Annotated in this window: 21 protein-coding genes; 11 read left to right on the top strand and 10 right to left on the bottom strand. The window is 71.0% G+C overall.

The window, feature by feature from the left end:
- The first annotated feature begins 107 nt into the window (after window positions 1-107).
- The 3 genes from FM051_RS07000 to FM051_RS06990 all read left to right on the top strand — a co-directional run bounded on the left by FM051_RS07000 (window position 108) and on the right by FM051_RS06990 (window position 3,520).
- The gene (locus tag FM051_RS07000) at window positions 108-1,163 is read left to right on the top strand and encodes a hypothetical protein (RefSeq protein WP_158841810.1); all 1,056 of its coding nucleotides are present in this window, start codon (window positions 108-110) and stop codon (window positions 1,161-1,163) included.
- Between the two features lie 468 nt (window positions 1,164-1,631).
- Window positions 1,632-2,873: a cytochrome P450 gene (locus tag FM051_RS06995; protein ID WP_158841808.1), complete on the top strand. Its 1,242-nt coding sequence runs from the start codon at window positions 1,632-1,634 to the stop codon at window positions 2,871-2,873.
- A gap of 23 nt (window positions 2,874-2,896) precedes the next feature.
- Window positions 2,897-3,520 (top strand): GNAT family N-acetyltransferase, encoded by a 624-nt coding sequence (locus FM051_RS06990; RefSeq protein ID WP_158841806.1) that lies wholly within the window; start codon window positions 2,897-2,899, stop codon window positions 3,518-3,520.
- Between the two features lie 10 nt (window positions 3,521-3,530).
- Here FM051_RS06990 and FM051_RS06985 read toward each other — a convergent pair whose 3' ends face one another.
- From FM051_RS06985 to FM051_RS06950, 8 genes are all read right to left on the bottom strand, one after another.
- Window positions 3,531-5,831 (bottom strand): helix-turn-helix transcriptional regulator, encoded by a 2,301-nt coding sequence (locus tag FM051_RS06985; RefSeq protein WP_158841804.1) that lies wholly within the window; start codon window positions 5,829-5,831, stop codon window positions 3,531-3,533.
- A gap of 587 nt (window positions 5,832-6,418) precedes the next feature.
- Complete coding sequence (locus FM051_RS06980) at window positions 6,419-7,264, bottom strand: carbohydrate kinase family protein (RefSeq protein WP_158841802.1); 846 nt, start codon at window positions 7,262-7,264, stop codon at window positions 6,419-6,421.
- Between the two features lie 85 nt (window positions 7,265-7,349).
- Window positions 7,350-7,832 carry a hypothetical protein gene (locus FM051_RS06975; RefSeq protein WP_158841800.1) on the bottom strand — a complete coding sequence of 161 codons (483 nt, stop codon included), beginning with the start codon at window positions 7,830-7,832 and terminating at the stop codon, window positions 7,350-7,352.
- Between the two features lie 42 nt (window positions 7,833-7,874).
- Window positions 7,875-8,066 (bottom strand): ATP-dependent Clp protease adaptor ClpS, encoded by a 192-nt coding sequence (locus FM051_RS06970; RefSeq protein WP_158841798.1) that lies wholly within the window; start codon window positions 8,064-8,066, stop codon window positions 7,875-7,877.
- Window positions 8,067-8,096: 30 nt separating this feature from the next.
- The gene (locus FM051_RS06965) at window positions 8,097-9,314 is read right to left on the bottom strand and encodes a cytochrome P450 (RefSeq protein WP_158841796.1); all 1,218 of its coding nucleotides are present in this window, start codon (window positions 9,312-9,314) and stop codon (window positions 8,097-8,099) included.
- A 167-nt stretch (window positions 9,315-9,481) separates the two neighbouring features.
- Window positions 9,482-10,366, bottom strand: coding sequence for a transglutaminase family protein (locus FM051_RS06960; protein WP_158841794.1), 885 nt, complete (start codon window positions 10,364-10,366; stop codon window positions 9,482-9,484).
- Complete coding sequence (locus FM051_RS06955; RefSeq protein ID WP_158841792.1) at window positions 10,363-11,172, bottom strand: transglutaminase-like domain-containing protein; 810 nt, start codon at window positions 11,170-11,172, stop codon at window positions 10,363-10,365. The genes FM051_RS06960 and FM051_RS06955 overlap by 4 nt, the downstream gene beginning before the upstream one ends.
- Window positions 11,173-11,287: 115 nt before the next feature.
- Window positions 11,288-12,676, bottom strand: coding sequence for a KamA family radical SAM protein (locus FM051_RS06950; protein WP_158841790.1), 1,389 nt, complete (start codon window positions 12,674-12,676; stop codon window positions 11,288-11,290).
- 108 nt (window positions 12,677-12,784) lie between these two features.
- Between FM051_RS06950 and FM051_RS06945 the strand changes: the two genes are divergently transcribed.
- From FM051_RS06945 to FM051_RS06935, 3 genes are all read left to right on the top strand, one after another.
- Complete coding sequence (locus FM051_RS06945) at window positions 12,785-13,273, top strand: FxsA family protein (RefSeq protein ID WP_158841788.1); 489 nt, start codon at window positions 12,785-12,787, stop codon at window positions 13,271-13,273.
- Between the two features lie 118 nt (window positions 13,274-13,391).
- Window positions 13,392-14,351, top strand: a complete 960-nt coding sequence (locus FM051_RS06940) for a TIGR03885 family FMN-dependent LLM class oxidoreductase (protein ID WP_158841786.1) — start codon at window positions 13,392-13,394, stop codon at window positions 14,349-14,351.
- Window positions 14,348-15,892, top strand: a complete 1,545-nt coding sequence (locus FM051_RS06935) for an alpha-amylase family protein (protein ID WP_158841785.1) — start codon at window positions 14,348-14,350, stop codon at window positions 15,890-15,892. Before FM051_RS06940 ends, FM051_RS06935 begins: the two co-directional genes overlap by 4 nt.
- Here FM051_RS06935 and FM051_RS06930 read toward each other — a convergent pair.
- Together FM051_RS06930 and FM051_RS06925 are read right to left on the bottom strand one after the other, a co-directional pair.
- The gene (locus tag FM051_RS06930) at window positions 15,877-16,554 is read right to left on the bottom strand and encodes a response regulator (RefSeq protein ID WP_158841783.1); all 678 of its coding nucleotides are present in this window, start codon (window positions 16,552-16,554) and stop codon (window positions 15,877-15,879) included. The genes FM051_RS06935 and FM051_RS06930 overlap by 16 nt on opposite strands.
- Window positions 16,551-18,122, bottom strand: a complete 1,572-nt coding sequence (locus FM051_RS06925; protein WP_238412189.1) for an ATP-binding protein — start codon at window positions 18,120-18,122, stop codon at window positions 16,551-16,553. The genes FM051_RS06930 and FM051_RS06925 overlap by 4 nt, the downstream gene beginning before the upstream one ends.
- A gap of 171 nt (window positions 18,123-18,293) precedes the next feature.
- Here FM051_RS06925 and FM051_RS06920 point away from each other — a divergent pair, with 171 nt between their 5' ends.
- The 5 genes from FM051_RS06920 to FM051_RS06900 all read left to right on the top strand — a co-directional run bounded on the left by FM051_RS06920 (window position 18,294) and on the right by FM051_RS06900 (window position 24,234).
- Window positions 18,294-19,268: a Bug family tripartite tricarboxylate transporter substrate binding protein gene (locus FM051_RS06920; RefSeq protein WP_158841779.1), complete on the top strand. Its 975-nt coding sequence runs from the start codon at window positions 18,294-18,296 to the stop codon at window positions 19,266-19,268.
- Window positions 19,265-19,810 (top strand): tripartite tricarboxylate transporter TctB family protein, encoded by a 546-nt coding sequence (locus FM051_RS06915; RefSeq protein ID WP_158841777.1) that lies wholly within the window; start codon window positions 19,265-19,267, stop codon window positions 19,808-19,810. The genes FM051_RS06920 and FM051_RS06915 overlap by 4 nt, the downstream gene beginning before the upstream one ends.
- Window positions 19,803-21,311 carry a tripartite tricarboxylate transporter permease gene (locus tag FM051_RS06910; RefSeq protein ID WP_158841775.1) on the top strand — a complete coding sequence of 503 codons (1,509 nt, stop codon included), beginning with the start codon at window positions 19,803-19,805 and terminating at the stop codon, window positions 21,309-21,311. Before FM051_RS06915 ends, FM051_RS06910 begins: the two co-directional genes overlap by 8 nt.
- Before the next feature lie 317 nt (window positions 21,312-21,628).
- Window positions 21,629-22,645: an L-erythro-3,5-diaminohexanoate dehydrogenase gene (gene kdd / locus FM051_RS06905; protein WP_158841773.1), complete on the top strand. Its 1,017-nt coding sequence runs from the start codon at window positions 21,629-21,631 to the stop codon at window positions 22,643-22,645.
- A complete protein-coding gene (locus FM051_RS06900) occupies window positions 22,642-24,234 on the top strand; it encodes an amidohydrolase (RefSeq protein WP_238412187.1) in 1,593 nt (530 codons plus the stop codon). Before kdd ends, FM051_RS06900 begins: the two co-directional genes overlap by 4 nt.
- Window positions 24,235-24,349: the final 115 nt, after the last annotated feature.

The following is a 24,349-nucleotide window of genomic DNA, read 5'->3' as shown; positions in this document are numbered from 1 at the left end:
CCGCGTCGTCGATGTCGGCGCCGCGATCACCCGTGCGCTATGGCGCCAGGTCCACCTGAGCAGGGCCCTGATCAGTCATTACCGCCGGCGCGGCGACCCGCTGCCACATGATCTCGGAATGTAGTACCGGCAACCGGGTCGAGTGCAACAACCCGATCGGCTACCCGCCGGTACTGCGGGCCGCGCAAGGCGGCGGTTCGGCAAAAACCCTGACCGACGCGCACAACGAACTGGACCTGATCCTCGGCGGCTCCGACGGGTCGGCGTTCCGGGACACAGACGGACTGATCTCGTTCGTCAACCTGTCCAGCGACTTCGTGTCCGACAACCCGGAGTTCAAGACCGGCCAGGCGCTCTGCGACATGATCGCCAACTTCTACTCCACATTACGGCCCAACATGTTCGCCGCATTGGTCAAGGGCACCGTCAAGCCGTTACAGGGCGACCCCGTGCCGACGACCCAGTGGGACGCCTCGGTCACCCACTACATGCAGTACCTGCTGCAGAAGTCCGGCGGGCTCACCGACTACAAGATCACCACGGAGACGTACTCCGAAACCCAGTTCGTGGCGGAGTTCAGCACCAGCTTCCTGAAGACCGTCTTCGACGCCGTCGTGGTCCCGGAGAGTGTCATCACCGGCGTCACGGCGTTCATCTCCGGCGTCGGGGAGTCGCTGCGGGTCAGTTGGGACGACAGGTCGCGCGACTACGCCGTCGGGCTGCTGGGTCAGTGCCACGAGGCGGTGCAGCAGAACCGGGACGGCACGCCGATCTACCGCTACTTCCCGAAGATCAAGTACTACTACCTCAGCGTGTCGTCCAGTCAGCAGGAGTTCACCAGTCCGTGCGCATCGACCAAGACGATCACGTTCAATTTCCAGTACGAGAACTACGTCACGGCCATCGCCGCAGCCGCACTGGACTCCTCGACCGAGGCGTACCGCGACTTCCACGGCTTCCTGGCCAGGGCGCAGGCCACCAACTACAAGAACGCCACCAACCAGCTCGACACCATCCTGGACGGCACGGCCTCCAGTCCGCCGTCCGCCGTGGACGTCTTCGACGTCGAGCTGTCCGAGTATCCAGTGGCGTTGAACGGACCGACACCGACCGGCCCGCCGACCCCGTCGGCGAGGTCTGGCCGGCGGCTGATCCCGGGCTGATGCCCACCGCCGGTCGAGTAGTGGGCTGAGGCGGCCGGCAACAGCGCCCTGTCGCCCGTCGTCCGGCTTCGCGGGGGCCATCTGTTCCTGGAGCGCATCCCGGCGAGGGTGCGTTCCAGGTCCGGGCGGCACACGGTGCAGCGTCACATCGCAAGCCCGGCTGGGAAAAGGGGCCGCGCGTGGTGCGGCCCCCTCCCCGTCCCCCCGGGATACCGGGCGGCGGCCAACCCGCCTGACCCGCCCGGTGCGTGTTCGGCCGTCGGGGTGCCGAACACCCTTCAGCGTCGCGTAAACGCATGGACGCCCGCATCAGCAAACCTCCGTATACGCCTCCGTATCCGCAGCGGCGCGGTCACGTCCACCGATCTCCGTACACCGTCACCTGGAATACGGATCGCGGTGGATGCGCGGGACGTGGTGATCACATAAAAGTGGACGTCGCAACCTGCCCCACATCAAGGAGACGACGTGCAGCTGACCGCGGAGTTCGCCCCGGACCGACAGGCCCTCGTCGGCGGCCCGCTGCGCGGATGGCAGCACCACGCGCACGAGGACGCGCTGGCCCGCCTGGGCCCCGTCCACGCCGCCGAACTGCCCAACGGCCTGGAAGTCCACGTCACCACCATGGGCCTGGAACCGACCCGGGCCCTGCTCAACGACCCCAGGCTGGCCAAGGACGCCACCGGACTGCGCGCCGCGATGCAGGACCAGCTGGCGCGCAAGGGCAGGCCGACCGACCTGTCCCGGATCATCGGCCCGTCCATGCTCAACAGCGACCCGCCGCACCACCGCAAGCTGCGCGCACTCGTGTCGCAGGCCTTCACGCCGCGCCGCATCGCCGCACTCCGCCCGGCCGTGGAGAAGACCGCCGAGAAACTGGTCGCGGCCCTCCCCGAGGACGCCGACCTGATCGCCGGCCTGGCCTTCCAGCTGCCCCTCGCGGTGATCTGCGACCTGCTCGGCGTGCCGGAGGAGGACCGCGACCAGCTGCACCACTGGACCGCGGCGATGATGACCGAACGACCAGAACTGGTCGTGCCCGCCTCCGACGCCATGTTCGGCTACCTGGCCGGCCTGATCGAGCACAAGCAGGAACGACCGGACGACGCCCTGCTCAGCGCCCTCGCGCAGGCACGGATCGACGGCGATCGGCTGACCCCCGAGGAAATTTTGACGACCGCGATCCTCCTCGTCGTGGCCGGACACGAGACCACTACAGGCCTCATCGGCAACGCCGCCGTCGCCCTGCTCGCCACCCCCGGCGCGTGGGAGGCGTTGAACGCCGACACCGTGTCCGCCGCCGTCGAGGAGACCGCCCGCTGGGACCCGCCGGTCCGCGTCACCCCGCACTACCTCGCCACCGCCGACATCGACGTGCCCGGCGGCGTCATCGCGGACGGCGCGCTGGTGATGATCGGCCTGGGCACGGCGGGCCGCGACCCGCTGGTGCACGGCCCGACCGCGGACCGGTTCGACCCCACCCGCGAGTCCGCGAACGGCAACCCGGCGCTGGGTCACGCGGCGTTCGGGCACGGCGTGCACTACTGCCTCGGCCACCACCTGGCGCGGATCGAGGCGCAGACGGCACTGATGGCGTTGCGTGAACGTGCGCCGATGGCCCGTCTGGTGGTGGACCCGGCGGAGCTGGAGCGCGGCGACAAGGTCGTGCCCAACACGTTCGCCGCGGTCAACGTGCGGCTGGAGGCGTGATCGCGGGCTGGCACACTGCCGCCATGGCTGATCACGACCGAACCGCTCCGACGCCCGACTTCGGCTTCAAACCCACGCTGAGCGGGGAACTGGTCCTGCTCCGGCCGGTCACGGTGGACGACCTGCCCGCGCTCATGCCCATGTTCGACGACGCGGAGGTGACCCGGCTGACCGGCAGCCACGGCGGGGTCGACGAGGCGCGACTCCGGGCGTGGTACGACACGCGCGGTGATCAGGACGACCGGTTGGACCTCGCCGTGGTCGAGCAGGCGACGGGGAACGTCGTGGGGGAGGCGGTGCTCAACGACTGGGACGCGGGCAACGAGAGCTGCGGCTTCCGGATCGCCTTCGTGCCCGGCACCTTCGGACGCGGCCTGGGAACGGAGGCGGTGCGGCTGATCGTCGGATACGGCTTCGAGAAGCTGGGCCTGCACCGCATCTCGCTGGAGGTGTACGCCTTCAACCCCCGTGCCCGCCGCGTCTACGAGAAGGTGGGCTTCGTCGCCGAAGGTGTGCTGCGCGACGCGCTGCTGTGGGACGGCGAACGCGTGGACGCCACCGTGATGTCGATCCTCGCGCCCGACTGGTCCCGACACCGCGGCCGGCCGGGCGGTCCCACCGAACCGCCCGGCCGCCGGACGTCGTGACCCGCAACACCTAGTCGGCCATGCTCGCCAGGAGGGTGATCAGCTGATGCCGGTTGGCGATGTCGAGTTTGCGGTAGATCCGGGTCAGGTGGGTGTGCACGGTCGCGGGGGAGATCACCAGCCTGGTGGCGACCTCCGGGTTGGACAGGCCGTCACCCACCAGCCGGGCCACGTTCCACTCCGCCGGGGTCAGCCCGCCCGGACGGCGGTCGGGCTCCGGCGGAGCCACCTCGTCGAGCACGACGGTCAGCGCCTGGTCCACCGACTCCGCCCGAACCGAGTACGCCCGCGCGTACTCGTCGTCGCCGAGCACCGCCCTGGCCCGCGCGATGGCCTGCGCGGCGACCCACGCGAACGGCACCAGGCCGTCCACCCGCACCCCGGTCACCCGGTGCAGCCCGTTCGCCAGCCCCAGCATCCGGGCGGCGGAATAGCCGTCGCCGACCCGCGCGTACGCCCACCCCAACGCCTCGATCGTCCACACCGGACCCCACTTGTCGTGGATCGCCCGCTGCACCCGCAGACCCTCCAACAGCACGCCGAGCGCGCGCTCCGGGTCACCCCACCGGGTCTCCACCACACCGCTGCACCAGTGCGCCCAGCTCAGCCCCCACTGCGCGCCCAGCCGTTCGCACGTCGCGAAGAAATCCTCCGCCGCCTGTTCGGCCTGCTCACGGGTGCCGAGCAGCACGAGCGACACGGTGAGCAGGATGTGCGCGAGGTGGTGGTCCACCGCGAAATCCGGTCCGAGCGCCCCGAACTCCTCGTGCGCCTGCCGCAACAACTCGACACCCTCGACCGCGCCCAACGCCAGCACGGCGTACGCGCCGCGCACGAACGTCACCGCGGGCAACGGCCCGCCCACCTCACGGGCCAGGGCGTCGGCCTCGTCCACCCGCCTTGCGACCAGCTCGCGTTCCACCCCGAGGCACAACGCGATCCACGCGTCGAGGGCGATCGCGCTCGCCCGCAGCGGGTCCGCGGTCTCCGGCACGACGGCCAGCGCGCGTCCCAGCCACAGCCGTTCCTCGGGTAATCGGCCCGCGTAGGTGTACCAGCGGGTGCGGGCGAGGTCGACGCTCATCTGGAGACCCGCGTGCGCGGTGTCCGGGTTGCCGATCAGGTCGGCCAGCACCACCCGGTGGTTGGCGATGTCCGCGTCGACCGCCGCCAGCAACGCGGCCTCGTTGCGCCCGACGAACGACTCGGCCAGCCGCGCCGCCTCGCGGCGGAAGTACTCCTGGTGCCGCAGCCGGAGGTCACGCACCTCACCGGCGGACCGCAGCCTCGCCGCGCCGTACTGCCGCAACGGTTCCAGCAGGTGGTAGCGACTGCGGTCGGCTGCAGGCAGCGCGATCGACTTGTCCAGCAGCCCGGCCAGCGCGTCGGCGACCTCGTCCGCGGCCAGGCCGTCACCCGCGCACACGGCCTCCGCCGCGGGCAGGCTGAACCCGCCCTCGAACACCGACAGCCGCGCCCACAGCAGCCGTTCGGCGGGCGTGCAATGGGCGTGGCTCCAGTCGATGAGCGCGGCCATGGTCTGGTGGTGCTCGACCGCGGTGGTGTCGTTGGCGGTGAGCACGCGCATCACGTCGTCCAGCCGGTCGGCCAGCAGCGACACCGGCATCGACCGCATCCGCACCACGGCCTGCTCGATGGCCAGCGGGATACCCGAGACCCGGCGCAGCACCCGCACCACGTCCGGCCAGTTCTCCGGCGTCACCCGCCAGCCGGGCACGCTCGCCTCGGCCCGGTCGACCAGCAGCGCGACGGACTCGTAGTCCAGGTCCAGCGGCGCGTCCTCGGCGGGCACGTCCAGCGGCGGCACCATGACCAGCACCTCGCCGGGCACCCGCAGCCGGGCCCGGCTGGTGGCCAGGACCCGCACACCGGGCGCCGCGCCGAGCACCGCGCGCACCAGGTGCGCGACCGGCTCGACCAGGTGCTCGCAGTTGTCCAGCACCAGCAGCACCTGCCGCGGCCGGAGGTAGTCGACCAGCGTCTCCAACGGTGTCGTGGTGGCCTGGTCGGGCACGCCCACCGCGCTCGACACGACCTGCGCCAACAACTCCGGGTCGCCGCCGCGCGCGGACGCCAGCTCGACCACGCGCACGCCGTCGTCGTAGGCGCGGTGCACCTGCGCGGCCAGCTCCAGCGCCAACCGCGTCTTGCCGCCACCGCCGACGCCGGTCAGCGTGATCAGCGGCGCGGCGCCTATCCGCCGTCGCAGTTCGGCGAGCAGTTCCTTGCGGCCGACGAACGTGCTCAGCGCCCGCGGCACCCCACCGTGTCCCGATGCCCGCTCGGTCATCCGGACACCGTACGACATCGCCGTGTCCCGCCGCCGTAAGATCGACAAAGCCGGTCGCAGGTCTATCCTGGAGGCGGAAGCGCTCCACATCCGACCGCGACCGCAGATCTCCCGCGACAGCCCAGGATCACCTGATCGGGCGAAGCGAACGTCAATGGAAGATCTGCGGAAACTATCCCGGCGGCTCCGGCGTTGCCGGGAAAGAAGGAGGCGGCGCGGCGCTCGGCCCGACGGCTCGAACCCGCGAGGGTGCACGATCCGCAGGGCTCGACCCCCAAGACCGAAGGCGGCCTAGGGGAGCAGGTAGACGGCCGCCGGGGTGGTCGGGCGAGCACGATGCCGACCTCGGCGGGCCGGGCGACGACCGTGAGGCCCTCGTCAGCAGCAGCGCCGGCGCCGCCGTAGCGGACTGCCTGCCGTCCACCGTGAACAGGGGAGTGCTGCACCAGCGACTCGGCCTGTTCGGCGGGAGCGGGGTAGGGGGAGGGCGGTGCGCCTGTGCTGCACGAAGCCCTCGATCTTGCGCAGGACCGGCACGAACGTGCGCGGCGACGGCCGGGCCGATGCGTCCAGCATGAGCTAGGCACTCACATGCCGGGCGCCAAACCCGGTGACGCCAGGCAGCGGGCGGCCTGTTCGGCGGCGGCGGTCATCGCTGTGGGCACGTCCGCGCCGGCCAGGTGGGCGAGCAGGAAGCCCGAGAAGAACGCGTCACCGGCGCCGTTGGTATCCACGATCTCCTCCACCGGCACGGCGGGGACGCGGTGGACGGCGCCGTCGGCCACGGCCATCGCGCCGTCGGCCCCGAGCGTGGCCACCGCCCGCTTGTCGAGCGACTTCAGGAACACCAACAGTGCGTCGCGGTCCCTGAATCCGTCGTCGTTGAGGAACACGTGGTCGGCCGCGTCGAGGAAGTCGCGGTGGAAGTCCGCGACGCCGTCGTAGTCGTGCAGGTCGCACCACACCGGCACCCCGGCCTCGCGGGCGGCGGCGAGTAGGGGACGGGCGTGGTCGGCCAGGTCGATCACCGCGACGTCGGCCTCCGTCAACGCCGCCAGTGCGCGTTCGTCGTGCCGGGGATGGGGGAGTCGCGGCAGTTCGAGGTAGATCGACACCCGCCCACCGTTCGGGTCCATCAGGTTGAGGTGCTGCTCGGTGGCGCCGTCCGCCACCTCGGCGATCACCTCCACCCCGGCGCGTTCGAGCACGTCGAGCACGGCCCGCCCGGCGTCGTCGTCACCCACGACGGTCCGCAGCGTGACGTCCGCGCCGAGCGAGGCGAGGTTCAGCGCCTTGCCCGCCGACGTGCCTCCGACCGCCATCCGGTGGCCGGAGGCGAACACGGTGTGCGGGCGTGCCTCCGGCAGCCGGTCCAAGAGCACCAGCCGATTCCACGACACCGGCCCGGCGACGAACACCTTCGGCTTCCCCATGCCGCCCATTGTGCGGAAGCGATCGACTCACGCTCGCCTCTATAGCTTCAGTGTTGACTAAAAAAAGCCCTCGCGCAGCAGACGGTCAACAACTCGCCCGGGCCACCATCCCGTACAACTCGGGTTCCGCCGCCGAGAGCAGCAGGTTCTGGTAGCCGCACAGGGTGGCCGCGACGTGGTTGGACCTGCGCCACCAATCGTCGTGCACGCGCACGCCGAGCTTGGGGACGACCAGGGGCTTCAGGTGGCTGAGCGCGCACAGCCACCTCTGCAGGCCGGGGTCGTCCAGGCGCACGTCGTCCTCGGTCGCCAGGTCGCGCGCCAACCGCCGCACGGCGTCCAGCACGTCGGCGTGCCACCGCGACCCCGACGGCGGCAGGTCCGTGCGCACGGCCTCGGGCTTGCGGTACTGCCGCCGTTCGACCAGGCCGCGACGGGGCACCGGCTCGCCGCCGGTCAGCAGCGGGTGGAGTCGGTCGGCGAGTTCGCGGAGCAACGCCCGTGCCGGCGCGTCCAGGCGCACCACCAGGGCGTCCCCGTCCCGTTCCACGCGGGCGCCCTCAAACACGGGTCACCACCTCGCAGTTCAGGCCGTAGTAGAGCAGCCCGTTCAGGACGTCGTCCGCGTGTTGTGCCTCGCTGAACGCCGCCACCCACGCCGAACCGTGGTGGTGGCTGCGCAGGTGACTGCGAGCGCGTCGGCCGGGGTCATCCCGAGCACGCGTACCAGCGCATACGCGATGACATCGGGCGTGGTGATGTCGTCGTCGCGCAGGATGACGTCCCATGCGGTTCCATTCACGCGCACATCGTGCGCGAACGGCGGCCGACCTCAGAACTCCACGTGGAGCGAGTGCAGCCGGTGCGCGAGCGGCGGGACGGGGGAGCGGTCGAGGACGTCGTAGGCGGGGCGGATGTCGGGCAGGCGGTCGAGCAGGATGCGGAAGCACTCGTCGGCTTCGGTGCGGGCCAGGGCGGCGCCGAGGCAGTAGAACGACCCCAGGCCGAACGCGGTGTGCCGGTTGGGCCTGCGGGTGATGTCGAAGCGGTCCGGGTCGGTGAACACCTCGGGGTCGCGGTTGCCCGCCATCATCGCCAGGTAGAACCGCTTGCCGGCGGGCAGGTCGAGGCCGCCCAGCTCGAACGGCGCGGTGCTCTCCCGGACGATCAGGGCCGCCGGCCCGTCGCAGCGCAGCATCTCCTCCACCGCGGACGGCGTCAGCTCCGGGTCGGCCTTGAGTCGGGCCAGCTCGTCGGGGTTCTGGAACAGCAGCGCGAGTCCGTTGGCGATGAGCCCGGCGGTCGTCTCGTGGCCCGCGAACAGCAGCAGCACGCAGTTGGCCACGATCTCGTCCTCGTTGACCAGGCCCTCGCGCTCGGCGGCGACGAACATGCTGATCAGGTCCTCGCGCGGCTCGGCGCGGCGTTGGCGGACCAGACCGCGCACGTAGTCCTGCATCTCCAGCACGCTGTGCTGGGACCGGCGCAGCTGGTCGACGTCGGAGAGCACGAAGATCGCCAGGATGTCCCGCGACCACGCCTGCAGCTGCTCGCGCTCGTCGGTCGGCATGCCCAGCATCTCGGCGATCACGTTGGCGGGCAACGGGTAGGCCAGGTCGGTGACGACGTCCATCCGCCCCTGGTCGGCGACCGCGTCGAGCAGTTCGTTGGTCAGCTCGCGGACCCTGGGGCGTAAGCCGTTGACCGTGGCGGGGGTGAAGTAGCGCTTGAGCAGCTGCTGGAACCGCACGTGGCCGGCCTCGGTGGTGTGCCCCATCCACAACTCCATGGACTGGCGCAGCGGGATCAGCTCGTCCTGTTCGGCCTGGCTGAACGTGGACAGGGCCTGCGTCATGTTGGCGGGGGAGAGGCGGCGGTCCTTGAGCGCCGCGACGACGTCCGCGTGCCGGGTGAGCAGGTACGCGTCGAGCTGGGGGATCACGCTGACCGGGCTCTCGGCGCGGATCCGGTGCAGCAGCGGCATCGGATCCGCCATCGCCTCGGGGGTGAACAGGTCGTAGGACTTGAGGGCAACGACTGATTCGGTCATGACCGCCAGTCTTTCCCGCCGCGACGGCGGGACACCACGTCCGCCAACGGAATGGCGTAGTCGAGCGATCGTCAAAGCTTTGTCATCTCGATAACTTCAGTGTTGACCAAAATTAACCACACCGGGTGGTACAGCCCCAGACGCAATACAAAAGCAGCAAGGACGGCTCAGGCGGCGGCGATCACGCCGACCTGGCGGGTCGCGCTGAGTCGCCCGCCGGGTGCGCCGATGTAGGTGCCGGAGGTCGGTGCCACGTCGGCGTAGTCGCGGCCGGTGGCGACGGTGACGTACCCGTTGTCCGCGCGCCGGCCGTGGCACGGGTCGAACGGCACGGCCACGGCTCCGTCGTTCTCGGGGACGACGACTTCGACCCAGGCGTGTGTGCCGCCCTGGCCGAGGAGGTGTCCGGAGACGTAGCGGGCGGGCAGTCGGAGCACGTGGCACAGGGCGAGCATCAGGTGCGCGGTGTCCTGGCAGACGCCGCGTCCGCCGGCGAGTGCTTCGGCGGCCGTGGTGAAGACCGTGGTCGCGCCGTCCTCGTAGGTGATCGCGGAGTGGACTTCGGTGCAGATGCGTTCGGCGAGGTCGAGGCCGTGTGCGCCGTCGGCGGCGAGGTCGTGTGCGAGGGCGCGGACGTGGTCGTCGGCGCCGGTGAGCCTGGTCGGGCGGAGCAGGCGGGGGTCGGCGAGGGCGGAGGCGGGGAGTCGGGGGTGTCCGTGGGCGCGGATGCGTTCGAGGACGGCGGTGATGTGGAACTCGACGGTGCGTTCGACGCGGTCGGCGTGGATGCGGAGGACGGTGTTGCCGGCGGCGTCGCGGCGGACGCGGCGTCGGGTGGTGGCGCCGGTGACGTCGACGCGGTGGGTGCGGCGGTGCAGGTCGCCGTGTCGGGCGGGTGGCACGACGACGAGGCGTTGGCGGAGGGCTTCGACGGGGCTGTCGTAGTCGTAGCGGAAGCTCTGTCGGATGCGGTAGGTGATGCGGCGGGCGGTGTCGAGGTCGAGTGCGGTGTGGTCGAGCAGTGGTGTGGTGAGTGGGTCGTGGGCCGTCATCGGGGTACCTCCTGGGCGGTCACGACCATGGATTCGAGCACGGGTCCGCCGAATGTAGTCGCCATGGCCACGTCGGAGGCGTCGCGGCCTCGGCCGATGACGACGCGTCCGGTGAGGCGGCGGTTGTTGCGGGGGTCGAAGGTCCACCAGCGTCCGCCGAGCCAGACTTCCATCCAGGCGGCGAAGTCCATGGGGTCGGGGTTGACGTCGATGTCGGGAAGGTAGCCGAAGACGTAGCGGGCGGGGATGTTGAGGGATCGGCAGAAGGAGATGGCGAGGTGGGTGAAGTCGCGGCAGACGCCGAAGCCGCTGGTGTTGACGTCGTAGGAGGTGGATTGGGCGGTGGTGCTGCCGTAGCGGAATTCGAGGTGGCTGTTGACGTGGTCGCAGATGGCCTGGACGCGGCGGTAGCCGGTGGGGGTGGAGCCGAAGCGGGACCAGGCTTCGTCGCCGAGGAGGTCGGGGAGGCAGTAGCGGCTGGGGAGGGTGTAGAGGAGGACGTCGTCGGGGAGTTGGGCGGGTGGTAGTTCGGGGGCGTTCTCGTCGGCGTCTTCGGTGGCGTCGGGTACGTCGACGAGTGCCTGGTAGCGGAAGGTGGATCGGCCGGCGGGGAGGACGAGTCGGAGGCAGCGGTTGCCGTAGAGGTCGGTGTAGTGGCCGGTGGGGGTTTCGGGGGTGGTGGTGTGGTGTTCTTCGAGCGTGGTGACGGGTGGTTCGTCGCGGGGTTGGACCTGGAACACGGTGGGTGTGGGTATTTCGGCGTGGTAGACGAACTCGCAGCCCACTGCGATCCGGCGTGAGTTCATCGGTCCATGATCCCCTGGTTGTGTTACGGGGGGTTACCCGATCGGTGGTGTGACGAAGCCCCGGTGGGGTTCCGGGGCTTCGGTGTCGGGGTCGGGCGAGGGGGCAGGCGAGGCGTCAGGCCTGGTCGGTCCACCATTGGCGGCCGGTTTCGCCGAGGGTGGAGATCGGGTCGTAGTAGGGGTGGCGGCGGTCGAGTGCTTCGGGGTCGTCGAGTTCGATGCCGGTGCGGTAGTTCTTGGTCCAGTAGGAGATGCCGAGCTCGCGGTCGTATTCGTGGAGTTGGTGGACCCATCGTTTGCCGACGTAGGGGACGTCGCACACGATGCGTGGGGTGGCGTAGCCGGGGAGGTAGCCCATGATGGCGTGTTGGAGGGCTTGGGCTTCCCAGACGGCGACGCGCCAGTGTTCGGCGTTGGGGATCATGTCGCACATGTAGAAGTAGTACGGCAGGATGTTCGCTTCGCCTTGGAGTGCGAAGCAGAGGTCGAGCAGGTCGTCGGGGGTGGCGTTGACGCCCCTCATGAGCACGCCTTGGTTGCGGACGTCGCGGACGCCGACTTCGAGGGCGGTGCGGGCGGCTTCGGCGACGAGTGGTGTCACGGATTGCACGTGGTTGACGTGGGTGTGGATGGCGAGGTTGACGCCTCGGCGTGAGGCGGTGTGGGCGACTCGTTCGAGGCCTTCGACGACCTTGGGTTGGAGCCAGTGCTGGGGGAGTCCGGCGAGTGCCTTGGTGGCGAGGCGGATGTCGCGGACGGTGTCGATGTCGAGCAGTCGCATGAGGAACGATTCGAGCTGGGGCCAGGGGACGTTGGCGACGTCGCCGCCGGAGACGACGACGTCTCGTACGCCGGGGGTGCGTTTGAGGTAGTCGATCATCTGGTCTTGGCGGTCGACGGGTTTGAGGGCGAGTTTGTGCTTCTGGATCTGGGGGGTGGAGTTGCCGACGAGGTCCATGCGGGTGCAGTGGCCGCAGTACTGGGGGCAGGTGGAGACGAGTTCGGCGAGGACTTTGGTGGGGTAGCGGTGGGTGAGGCCTTCGACGACCCACATCTCGGCTTCGTGGAGTGAGTCGCGGGTGGAGTGGGGGTGGCTGGGCCAGTCGGGGTCGCGGTCGGATCGCACGGGGATCATGTAGCGGCGGATGGGGTCGGCGAGGAACGCGGTGGTGAACCCTTCGGGGTCCAGTGGGGCGTCGGGCGCCATGGTGTTGAGCATCTGGGGTGGTACGAGCATGGACATCGTGGCCGATTGCTGCTGGTCGGCGGCGAGGTCTTCGTAGAACCGGTCGGTGAGCAGGTCGCCCATGAGGGTGCGGAGCTGTTTGGGGTTCTTGACGCAGTTGGCGCGTTGCCATTGGGCGTCGCGCCATTGGGCGTCGGTGGTGTCGCGCCAGCCGGGGATGCGGCGCCAGTCGGGTTCGACGAGTTCTCGGCGCACGTAGGTGTAGGGCTGTAGGTCGGCCCGGTGCATCGTGGGGGCGACCTCGTGCAGCGCAGTCATCCATGCTCCCTAACCGTCGAGTGGCATGAAGATATGCTGCCAGATGGCTAGTTCGGCGTAAATATTCCGGCGGGGAGCGTTTTGGGGGGCTCGTGCGTTGGGGTGGGTATGCGCGTGTTGGCGGTACTGCTGATCGGCCTGGCGGTCGAGGTGACGGCCCTGGTGGCGGCGTTCGGCGCCTGGGGTCTGCTGCCGACCCTGGGTCTGCTGATCCTGGGTGGGGTGGTGGGGTCGGCTCTGATGCGTCGTGAGGGCGCCCGCACGATGGCGGCGTTCTCGGAGGCGTTGCGGACGCGTCGTGCGCCGCATCAGGAGATCGCGGACGGCGTGCTGATCGCGGCGGCGGGTTTCCTGATCGTGGTGCCGGGGTTCATCAGCGATGTCGTGGGTCTGTTCCTGTTGTTCCCGCCGACGCGGCGGTTGATCAGCAGGCGGATCGCGCGGCGGGCCGAGGAGCGTGAGCGGGCGATGACGTTGAACCTGCGGTACGGGCGGGACCCGATGGCGGGTGGTGTGGTGGTCGACGGCGCGGTGGTCGAGGGTGATGTGGTGGACGTGCGGCCGGAGAGGCCGGCGAACCGCCCCGAGCTGACCTGACCCGCCCCGAGCCGACCTGCCCCGGCCTGACCGGACCCGGACCGTCCCGGACCTGGGTGACGTCGGGCTGACCGGTTCGCCCGGTTCGCCCGTCGGGTGGTGGGGTACGTGAGACGGCATGACCGTCATCGGTGTGCACGCGTCGCACGAGCAGGTTCACCCGTCCGCGTTGTTGGCCGCGGTCCGCCGGGCGGAGGAGGTGGGTTTCGACGCGGCGATGAGTTCGGACCACTTCTCGCCGTGGAGTGCGCGTCAGGGGCAGTCGGCGTTCGCGTGGTCGTGGTTGGGTGCGGCGATGCAGGCGACGGGGTTGCCGTTCGGTGTGGTGAACGCGCCCGGTCAGCGGTATCACCCGGCGATCGTGGCGCAGGCGATCGGGACGTTGGGTGCGATGTTCCCGGGTCGGTTGTGGGTGGCGTTGGGCAGTGGTGAGGCGAGCAACGAGCACGTGACCGGTGATCCGTGGCCGCGCAAGGAGGTGCGGAACGCCCGGTTGAGGGAGTGCGTGGACGTGATCCGCGCGTTGTTGGCGGGGGAGGAGGTCTCGCACGACGGTCTGGTCCGGGTGGATCGGGCGCGGTTGTGGACGAGACCGGAGGAGCCGACGCGGCTGGTGGGTGCGGCGGTGAGCGAGGCGACGGCGCGGTGGTGCGCGGAGTGGGCGGACGGGTTGATCACGGTCAACGCGCCCGTGGAGCACCTGAAGCGGATGGTGGGGGCGTACCGGGACGCGGGTGGCCGGGGGTCGTTGTACCTGCAGGTGCACTTGAGCTGGGCGGAGTCGGAGGACGAGGCGCGGGCGGTCGCGCACGAGCAGTGGCGGAGCAACGTGTTCGGTCCGCCGGTGTGCTGGGACCTGGAGACGGCGGAGCACTTCGACGTGGTGTCGGAGCACGTGACGGCGGATCGGGTGGCGGAGGTCGTGAACGTGTCGTCGGATCTGGGTGTGCACGCCGCGACGTTGCGGGATTACGTGGATCTGGGGTTCGAGGGGCTTTTCCTGCATCACGTGGGTCGGGAGCAGGAGCGTTTCCTGGAGGCGTTCGGTGCGCGGGTGCTGCCGGGGGTGCGGGCGTGAAGCTGACCAGGACGGCGGACCTGTGGTGGAAGAACGCGGTGGTGTACTGCCTGGACGTGGAGACGTTCCACGATTCCGACGGTGACGGCCGGGGTGATTTCCGGGGGTTGGCGCAGCGGATCGACCACCTGCACCGGCTGGGTGTGACGTGTGTGTGGCTGATGCCGTTCTTCCCGACGCCGGAGCGGGACGACGGGTACGACATCACCGATTTCTACGCGGTGGACCCGAGGCTGGGGACGTTGGGTGATTTCGTCGAGTTCGTCCGCACGGCCCGTGACCGGGGGATCCGGGTGATCGCGGACCTGGTGGTGAACCACACCTCTGACCGGCACCCGTGGTTCCGGAGCGCGCGGGAGCCGGGCAGCCCGTTCCGGGACTGGTACGTGTGGCGGGACCAGCCGCCGCCGGATGCGGAGAAGGGCGTGGTGTTCCCGGACAAGGAGAAGTCGCTGTGGACGTACGACCGCACGGCGGGGCAGTACTACCTGCACCGGTTCTACCGGCACCAGCCTGATCTGAACGTGGCGAACCCGGCGGTGCGGGACGAGATCGCGCGGGTGATGGGGTTCTGGATGGAGTTGGGGCTGTCGGGGTTCCGGGTGGACGCGGTGCCGTTCCTGCTGGAGGCGCCGATCGAGGAGTTGCCGGATCCGCACGACTACCTGGGTGATCTGCGGGCGTTCCTGTCGCGGCGCAACGGTGAGGCGGTGCTGTTGGGCGAGGTGAACCTGCCGTACGCGGAGACGATGAAGTTCTTCGGGCGGAGCGACGGTGTGGGCGACGAACTGCACCTGTGTTTCGACTTCATCGGGATGCAGCAGATGTACCTGTCGTTGGCGCGGCAGGACGCGGGGCCGTTGACGCACGCGCTGGGTGAGCGGCCGGAGCCGCCGCGTGACTGCCACTGGGCGACGTTCGTGCGCAATCACGACGAGTTGACGTTGGACAAGCTGACCGTTCCGGAGCGGCGGGAGGTGTTCGAGGCGTTCGGGCCGGAGGAGGACATGCAGTTGTACGGGCGGGGTCTGCGGCGCCGGTTGCCGGGGATGCTGGGGCACGACATGCGGCGGATCCGGATGGTGTACAGCCTGTTGTTCTCGTTGCCGGGGACGCCGGTGTTGTTCTACGGCGAGGAGGTCGGCATGACCGAGGACCTGGCCTTGGAGGGTCGGGAGGCGGTGCGGACGCCGATGTGGTGGGGCGCGGAGGCGGAGCAGCGGCGGGATCCGGAGTCGTTGTTGGCGTGGACGAGGCTGCTGATCGAGCGGTACCGGGAGTGTCCGGAGTTGGCGTGGGGTGCGTTCCGGGTGGTGGACACGGCGGATCCGGGGGTGTTCGCGCACCGGTGCGACATCGACGGCGGCACGGTGGTCGCGGTGCACAACCTGGCCGACCGGGACGCGGTGGTGGAGCTGTCGGATCTGGACGGGGATCTGGTGGACGTGCTGGTGGACGGCACGGTGAAGGTGGAGGACGGTCGGGCGCGCGTGGAGTTGGGTCCCTATGGCTGCCGGTGGTTCCGTCAGGTGAGGCGGTAGCCGTGGGCGGGGCGGTTGGCCATGCCGTAGCGGGGGAGGACTTCGGCTTTGCCGACGGTGACGAGGTGTTCGAGGTAGCGGCGGGCGCTGACGCGGGACAGTCCGGCGCGGTCGCCGACTTCCTGTGCGGACAGGTCGTCGTCGGTGGTGCGCAGGGCGTCGATGACGAGTTTCAGGGTCACGGGTGAGAGGCCTTTGGGCAGCGCGACGCGTGGTCGGTGTTGGAGGAGCTGGTCGACTTCGTCCTGGTCGAGCCAGGGGCCGAGGCGCTGGACCTCGGTGCGGCGGGCGAGGTATTCGCGCATGCGGTCGAGGAACGCGGTGCGGGTGAACGGTTTGACCAGGTAGTGGTCGACGCCGCGGGACATGGCCTGGCGGACGGTCTCGCGTTCGCGGGCGGCGGTCACGGCGATCACGTCGACGGGCGGCCCGGAGCGGGCGCGCAGCCGGGCCAGGACCTCCAGTCCGGAGATGTCGGGCAGGTGGATGTCGAGGAGCACGAGGTCGGGTTGGAGTGCTTCGACGGCGCGCAGTGCCTCGCCGCCGCCGTGGGCCTCGCCGACGACGGTGAACTCGGGCAGGGCCTCGAGGAAGCCGCGGTGCACGGCGGCGACCGCGAAGTCGTCGTCGACGACGAGTGTGCGGACGGTGGGGAGGGTCATCTGACGGCCTCCGGCAGCCACACGTCGAACGACGCGCCTCCCAGTTCCGAATCGGAGATCCGCACCCGGCCGCTGCGCCGGGTGACCACCCTCGACACCAACGCCAGTCCGATCCCTCGTCCGTGTGCGCCCCGGGGCGCTTTCGAGCTGACGCCCAGCGTGAAGATCCGTCCGCGTTGGGATTCCTCCACGCCGGGTCCGTCGTCGTCCACGACGACCCGCACGCCCGACGGGTCCGACCGCACCAGGACCCGGACGGTTCCGCCGGTGGACACGGCGTCCACCGCGTTGTCGACCAGGTTGCCCAGCACGGTGAGCGCGTCGTCACCGGTGCGGGCGTCGACGGTGGAGGACGGGTCCAGGCGCAGGGCGACGCCGCGTTCGTGCGCGGTGGACGACTTGGCGAGCAGGAGCGCGGCGAGCGCGGGGTCGGTCATGGCGCCGCCGATGATGTCGGAGGTGACCGACCCGGCGCCACCCACCCGTTCGATGTAGCGCACGGCGTCCTCGCGGCGGTCGAGTTCGACCAGGCCGCTGATGACGTGCAGGTGGTTGGTGAACTCGTGGGCCTGGGCGCGCAGCACCTCGGTGACGGTGCGCTGGCCGTCGAGTTCGCGCAGCGCGTCGTGCAGTTCGGTGCGGTCGCGCAGCGTGAGCACGACGCCGACGGGGCGGCCTTGGGTCTTGGCGGTCATCCGGTTGGCGACCAGGACGCGTTCGCCGGCGAGGACGAGCCGGTCGGCGACGTCGTCGCCGGTGCGGGCCAGGTCGAGCAGGCCGCCGTCCTCCAGCACGGAGGCGGCGGGTTTGCCGGTGGGGTCCTCGGTGAGGCCGAGCAGTCGCATCGCCTCGTCGTTGACCAGCGCGAGGCGTTCCCGGTCGTCGACGGCGACGACGCCTTCGCGGATGCCGTGCAGCATCGCGTCGCGGGTCTCCAGCAGTTGGGCGATCTCGGCGGGTTCGAGCCGGAACGTGCGTTTGCGGACCATCCGGGTGACCAGGGCGGCGCCGAGGACGCCGACGAGTGCGGCGGCGGCGAGCCAGCCGATCAGTTCGGGGAGGTCCTCGGCGAGGTCGGCGGCCAGTTCGCTCTCCAGGATGCCGACCGAGGCCATGCCGATGACCTCGCCGGACGGGGAGCGCACCGGCACCTTCGCGCGCAGCGACGTGCCGAGCGTGCCGGTCTCGGTGCCGACGAACACCTGCCCGGACAGGGGGCTGCTGGGGTCGGTGGACACCTTCTCGCCGATGCGGGCGGGGTCGGGGTGGGCGTAGCGGACGCCGTTGCGGTCGGTGACGACGACGTAGGTGACGCCGGAGGCCTTGCGTATCAGTTCCGCCAGCGGCTGGATGGTGACCGCCGGGTCGGGGGAGTCGAACGCGTCGACCACGGTGGGCAGTCGGGCGACGCTCTCGGCGACGGACAGCATCCGGTCCTTGTAGGACTCGCGGATCCGGTCGCTCTGCAGTTTCGCCGCCAGCAGACCGGCCGCGCTCGTGGTGGCCAGCACGATGACCACCTGCAACACGAGCAGGGTGACACCCAGGGGGACCGAACGGCGGCGCATGCGACGCATTCTGGCCCAACCCCTGTGAGCCCGGCCACGACCAAAACGACCAATACGGCCCTTACGACCTTTGCCCCACCCCGGACCGGCCCGACTCCTACCGTTCCCGCGCACCGGAGCGATGGCGCCCCGGGGTTGGCCAATCAGGCCGAATCTGTGGTGGAGGACCCGATGGCAGGACAGCACACCCGACTTCTCGCGGCAGTGGCCGCCGCGAGCCTGGTGCTCGCGGGGTGTGGGGGAGGCGCGGCGGCGAACGGCGACGTCGGCAGGTTGGAGATCATGGCGCCGGCCGACCCCGGCGGCGGCTGGGACCAGACCGCGCGCGCCATGCAGGCGGCGATCAGCGGCGCCGATCTGGCGGACTCGGTGCAGGTCAGCAACGTCGGCGGCGCCGGCGGCACGGTGGGGCTGCAGAAGCTCGCCAACGAGAGGTCCGAGAGCTACCTGATGATCACCGGTCTGGTGATGGTCGGCGCGGTCGAGACCAACGGCGTGGACAAGCGGCTGGAGGACACCACCCCGATCGCCCGGCTCACCGCCGAGGACGAGGTCGTGGTCGTGCCCGCCGAGTCGCCGTACCGGACGATCGACGACCTGATCACGGCCGTGGACCAGAAGGGCCAGGGCGTGTCCATCACGGGCGGCTCGGCCGGCGGCACCGACCACATCCTGGCCGGGATGCTGCTCAAGGCGAAGAACATCGACCCGTCCAAGCTGAACTACGTGCCCTACTCCGGTGGCGGCGAGTCGCTGGCCGCGCTGCTGGGCGGCAAGGTCGACGCGGGCATCTCCGGTGTCGGCGAGTACGCCGAGCAGATCAAGGCGGGCAAGCTGCGGGCCCTGGGCACGTCCGGCCCGGCGGAGCACCCCGAGCTGAAGGTGCCGACGCTCAAGAGCTTCGGCACCGGTGTCGAGCTGACCAACTGGCGCGGTGTGGTGGCGCCCGGGTCGATCTCGGTGGCGGCGAAGGACCGGCTGGTCAAGCTCGTCACCGACATGCACGCCAGCCCGCAGTGGCAGGAGGAGCTGAAGAAGAAGGGCTGGACCGACACGTTCCAGACCGGGCACGACTTCTCCACGTTCCTCACCGTCGAGATCGGCCGCATCAAGCCGGTGCTGCAGGAGATCGGGCTGGTCAAGTGACCTCTCCCGAGACCTCTTCGGGAGACTCGGCTTCGTCGACGCCCCCCTCGGCGTCGGCGAAGGCCGAGGAGTACGTCTTCGGTGGCCTGGTCGTGGCGCTCGGGGTGTTCACCCTGGTCGACGCGACCACCATCACCGCGCGCGGCCCCCTGGGCACGGTGGGGCCGCGTGCCTTCCCCTACGCGGTCGGTGTCCTGCTGGTCGTGACCGGGGTGATGGCGATCGTCGCCACCCTGCGCGGCCGGCTGGGCCCCGCCGAGGACGCCGAGGACGTGGACACGTCGGTGCTCACCGACTGGCCCACCGTGGCGAAACTGGTCGCGGTGCTGGTGGCGCACCTGGCGCTGATCGACCTCGTCGGCTGGCCCGTCGCCGCGATGGTGCTGTTCTTCGGCGCGGCGTGGACGCTGGGCGCGATCTGGTGGAAGGCGCTCGTGATCGCGGTCGTGCTGGCCCTGGCCGTGCAGGTCGTGTTCGCCTCCGGTCTGGGCCTGTCGCTGCCCGCCGGCGTGTTCGAGGGGGTGCCACTCCTCGATGGGTAGCCTCACCGCCCTGCTGGAGGGTTTCGCGACCGCCGCGCAGCCCGAATACCTGCTCTACGCCCTGCTCGGCGTCACCCTCGGCACCGCCGTGGGCGTGCTGCCCGGCATCGGCCCCGCCATGACGGTGGCACTGCTGCTGCCGCTGACCTACTCGCTCGAACCCACCGCCGCGCTGATCATCTTCGCGGGCATCTACTACGGCGGCATGTACGGCGGGTCGACGACCTCGATCCTGCTGAACACGCCCGGCGAGTCGTCCTCCGTCGTGACCGCGCTGGAGGGCAATCGGATGGCCCGCGCGGGCCGGGGCGCGGCGGCGCTGGCCACCGCCGCGATCGGCTCGTTCGTGGCGGGCACCATCGCCACGATCCTGCTCACCGCGCTCGCACCGACCATCGCCGACCTCGCGGTGACGCTCGGACCGGCGGACTACGTGGCGCTCATGGTCGTCGCGTTCACCACCGTCGCCGCCCTGCTCGGCGCGTCCCCGGTGCGCGGCCTGGCGTCGCTCGGGATCGGCCTGTTCATCGGGCTGGTCGGCACCGACACCCTCACCGGGCAGCAGCGGTTCACCCTCGGCGTGCCGACGCTGTCCGACGGCATCGACGTCGTCGTGGTCGCCGTCGGGGTCTTCGCCGTCGGCGAGGCGCTGTACGTGGCGGCACGCATGCGGCACGGCCCGGTCGAGGTCGTGCCGGTCGGCGGGAAGTGGATGACCGCCGAGTTCTGGCGGCGGTCGTGGAAGCCGTGGCTGCGCGGCACGTTCATCGGCTTCCCCATCGGCACCGTCCCCGCGGGCGGCGCGGACGTGTCCACGTTCCTGTCGTACGCGGCGGAGAAGAAGCTGGCCAAACGGCCCGAGGAGTTCGGCAGGGGCGCCATCGAAGGCGTCGCCGGGCCCGAGGCGGCCAACAACGCGGCGGCGGCCGGCGTGCTCGTGCCGCTGCTCACGCTGGGCCTGCCGACGACCGCGACGGCGGCGGTGATCGTGGCCGCGTTCCAGAGCTACGGCATCCAACCCGGACCGCTGCTGTTCACCAACAACTCGGCCATGGTGTGGGCGCTGATCGCGTCGCTGTACATCGGCAACGTCATGCTGCTCGTGCTCAACCTGCCGCTGGTCAAGATCTGGGTCAAGGTGCTGCAGATCCCGCGCCCCTACCTGTACGCCGGGATCCTGCTGTTCGCCGCCCTGGGCACCTACGCGGTGAACTTCGTGGTGGACGACCTGATCGTGCTCCTGGTCATCGGCGTGGCCGGGTTCTTCATGCGACGCCACGGCTACCCCGTCGCGCCGCTCGTCGTCGGCCTCATCCTGGGACCGATGGCCGAGGAACAGGTGCGCCGCACCCTGCAGATCAGCCAGGGATCGCTCACCGCACTGGTCACCAGCCCGTTCGCCGCGGTCGCCTACAGCGTGCTCGCCGCGGTGCTGGCGTTCGCGATCGTCCTGCGCGTGCGGCGCAAGGCGAGTCGACCGACGGCGGCGCCGACCCCGTAGACCGCGACCCCGTAGACCGTGATCGGGTGACCGCGATCGGGTGACCGCGCGCAACGAGGGGCTGCGCGCGGCGGCGTGGAACACCCCCTGGGGGCCGCGCCCGCGGTGTCCCGCATACGACGTGCCCGACCCGGGCGTCCACCGTGACGTCCCGGGTCGGGCACGTCGCGTTTCCGCCGGTCGGTGCGTGGCGCGGCCGTCCCGCCGGTCCGGCGGACCCGTACCACCCCACCCCCAGCGGAACTTAGATACTTGCGGAAACTTGACGTTGCACGTGAAGATATCCGCGTCCCGGCCCTGTCGACAGAAGGATTTCCATGACTTCGCCGTACGGTCTGCATCGCGTCCTCGAACCCGCCGGGGTGCTGCCGCAGCAGGCGTGGCGGCTGGACGCCTCCCCCGGGTGCGGTCCGGACGAGGTCGTGGTCGACGTCGCACGGCTCAACCTCGACGCCGCCTCCTACCGGCAGCTGCGCGAGGAGCACGGCGTCGCCGGCGTGCGGAGGGCCGTGCTGGACATCGTCGCGTCCCGCGGCAAGATGCAGAACCCCGTCACCGGATCGGGCGGCATGCTGCTCGGCACCGTCCGCGAGGTCGGCCCCTCGTCACCCCTCGGGCTGCGCGTGGGCGACCGGATCGCGACGCTGGTGTCGCTCACCCTGACGCCGCTGCGCATCACCGACGGCCTCGCCCGGTGGGACGGCGCCGACGAGCAGGTGCCGTGCGAGGGCACCGCGGTGCTGTTCGGCCGGTCCATCGCCGCCGTGCTGCCCGACGACCTGCCCGAGGAACTGGCGCTGTCCGTGCTGGACGTGTGCGGCGCGCCCGCGTTGACCGACCGGGTCGTGCGCCGCCGCGACGCGCCGTCCGTGCTGGTGCTCGGCGGCGGCGGCAAGTCCGGCTCGCTGTCCCTCGCCGCGGCCCGCCGCGCCGGCGCGTCCCGGCTCGTCGCCCTGGTCCCCACCGAACGGGAGGCCGCCGCCGTCCGCGACGCCGGTCTGGCCGACTCCGTGGTCGTCGCCGACGCCCGCGATCCGGTGGCCGTCGCGGACGCGGTCGGCGACCGGGTGGACGTGACCGTCGTGTGCGTCGACGTGCCCGGCTGCGAGCACGGCGCGATCCTCGCCACCGCCGACGGCGGCACCGTGGTCTTCTTCTCCATGGCCACCTCCTTCCCCGCCGCCGCACTGGGCGCCGAAGGCCTCGCCGCCGACGTGGAGATGCTCGTCGGCAACGGCTACGTGCCTGGTCACGCCTCCTTCGCGCTGGACCTGCTGCGCGCCGAACCTGCCGTGCGGGCCCTGTTCGAGCACAGGCAGACTCAACAGGCGTGACTACAGTGAACGGCGTCCCGGCGTCGACGAGCACCTCGACGCGTCTGCTCGTGGGGGGACGCATCCACTCCCCGACCGCACCCGACGCCACCGCGATGGCGATCGCCGACGGCACCGTCGTGTGGCTCGGCCAGGACTCCGTCGGTCGCGCCCTGCACCCCGGCGCCGACGTGACCGACCTGGACGGCGCGTTCGTGGCCCCCGCGTTCGTCGACGCCCACGTGCACGCCACCTCCGCCGGCCTCCTGCTCACCGGCCTCGACCTCACCGGCTGCCGCACGCTCACCGAACTCCTCGACGCCGTGCGCGCCGCCGACGGCCCGCTGATCTGGGGCCACGGCTGGGACGAGACCCGCTGGCCCGAGAACCGCCCCCCGACCAGGGAGGAACTCGACGCCGCCGCCCGCGGCGCACAGGTCTACCTGTCCCGCGTCGACGTCCACTCCGCGCTCGTGTCCTCCGCCCTGGTCGACCTCGCCCCCGCCGCCCGCGACGCCGACGGCTGGTCACCCGACGGCCCGGTCTCGCGGGCCGCCCACCACCACGTGCGGGGCGCGGCGAAGGACGCCATCCCCGCGGCTCGGCGACGCGCGGCGCAGCAGGCGTTCCTGGAACACGCCGCGTCACGCGGCATCGCGTCGGTCCACGAATGCGCCGGCCCCGACATCTCCGGCCGCGACGACCTGGCCGACCTCCTCGCCACCGACACCCTCGACGTCGTCGGCTACTGGGGCGGCCTCGAACCGATCGACCTGCCCGTCCGCGGCCTCGCCGGAGACCTGTTCGTGGACGGCGCCCTCGGCTCCCGCACCGCCGCCCTGTGCTCCCCGTACACCGACGCCGACACCACCGGCGCCCTCTACCTCGACGCCGACGCCATCGCACGACACCTGATCACCTGCACCGAAGCCGGGCTGCAGGGCGGGTTCCACGTCATCGGCGACGCCGCCGTCGCCGCCGTCGTCGAAGGCTTCGAGAAGGCCGCCGCGGCGGTGGGCGTGCCCGCGCTGGCCGCCCGCAGGCACCGCCTCGAACACCTCGAGATGATCACCGCCGAGCAGGCCGCGAAACTCGGCTCCTGGGGCGTCGTCGCCTCCGTGCAGCCCCTGTTCGACCACGAATGGGGCGGACCGGACGGCATGTACACCCGGCGCCTGGGCGTGGAGCGCGGCACCGCGCTCAACCCGTTCTCCCGGCTCGCCGCCGCCGGCATGATCCTCGCGCTGGGCTCCGACGCCCCCGTCACCGCCGTCGACCCGTGGGCCGCGATCAAGGCCGCCGTCCACCACCGCACCGACGGCTCCGGCATCTCCCCGAGGGCCGCGTTCAACGCCCACACCCGCGGCGGCTGGCGCGCCGCCGGCGTCGACGACGGCATCACCGGCACCCTCCAGCCCGGCGCACCCGCCACCTACGCGGTGTGGGACGCGGGCGAACTGGAGGTCGCCGCACCGGACAGCCGCGTGCAGCGCTGGTCGACCGACCCCCGATCCCGCGTCCCCGCCCTGCCCGCCCTCGACGGCCCCGCGCCGACGTGCCTGCGCACCGTCCTGCGCGGCCGCACGATCTACGACAAGGACACCCGATGACCGCCCCCGCCGACGCGCCCCACAGGACCGCCGGACCGGCACAGGACACCCGGCGCCCGACTCGACCCGACCACCGGGACGCCCGATGACCACCCTCACCGGAACACCCCACAGG

This window comes from Saccharothrix deserti (assembly GCF_009769385.1).
GTDB lineage: Bacteria > Actinomycetota > Actinomycetes > Mycobacteriales > Pseudonocardiaceae > Actinosynnema > Actinosynnema deserti.
This window is presented reverse-complemented; position numbering and strand designations above follow the sequence as displayed.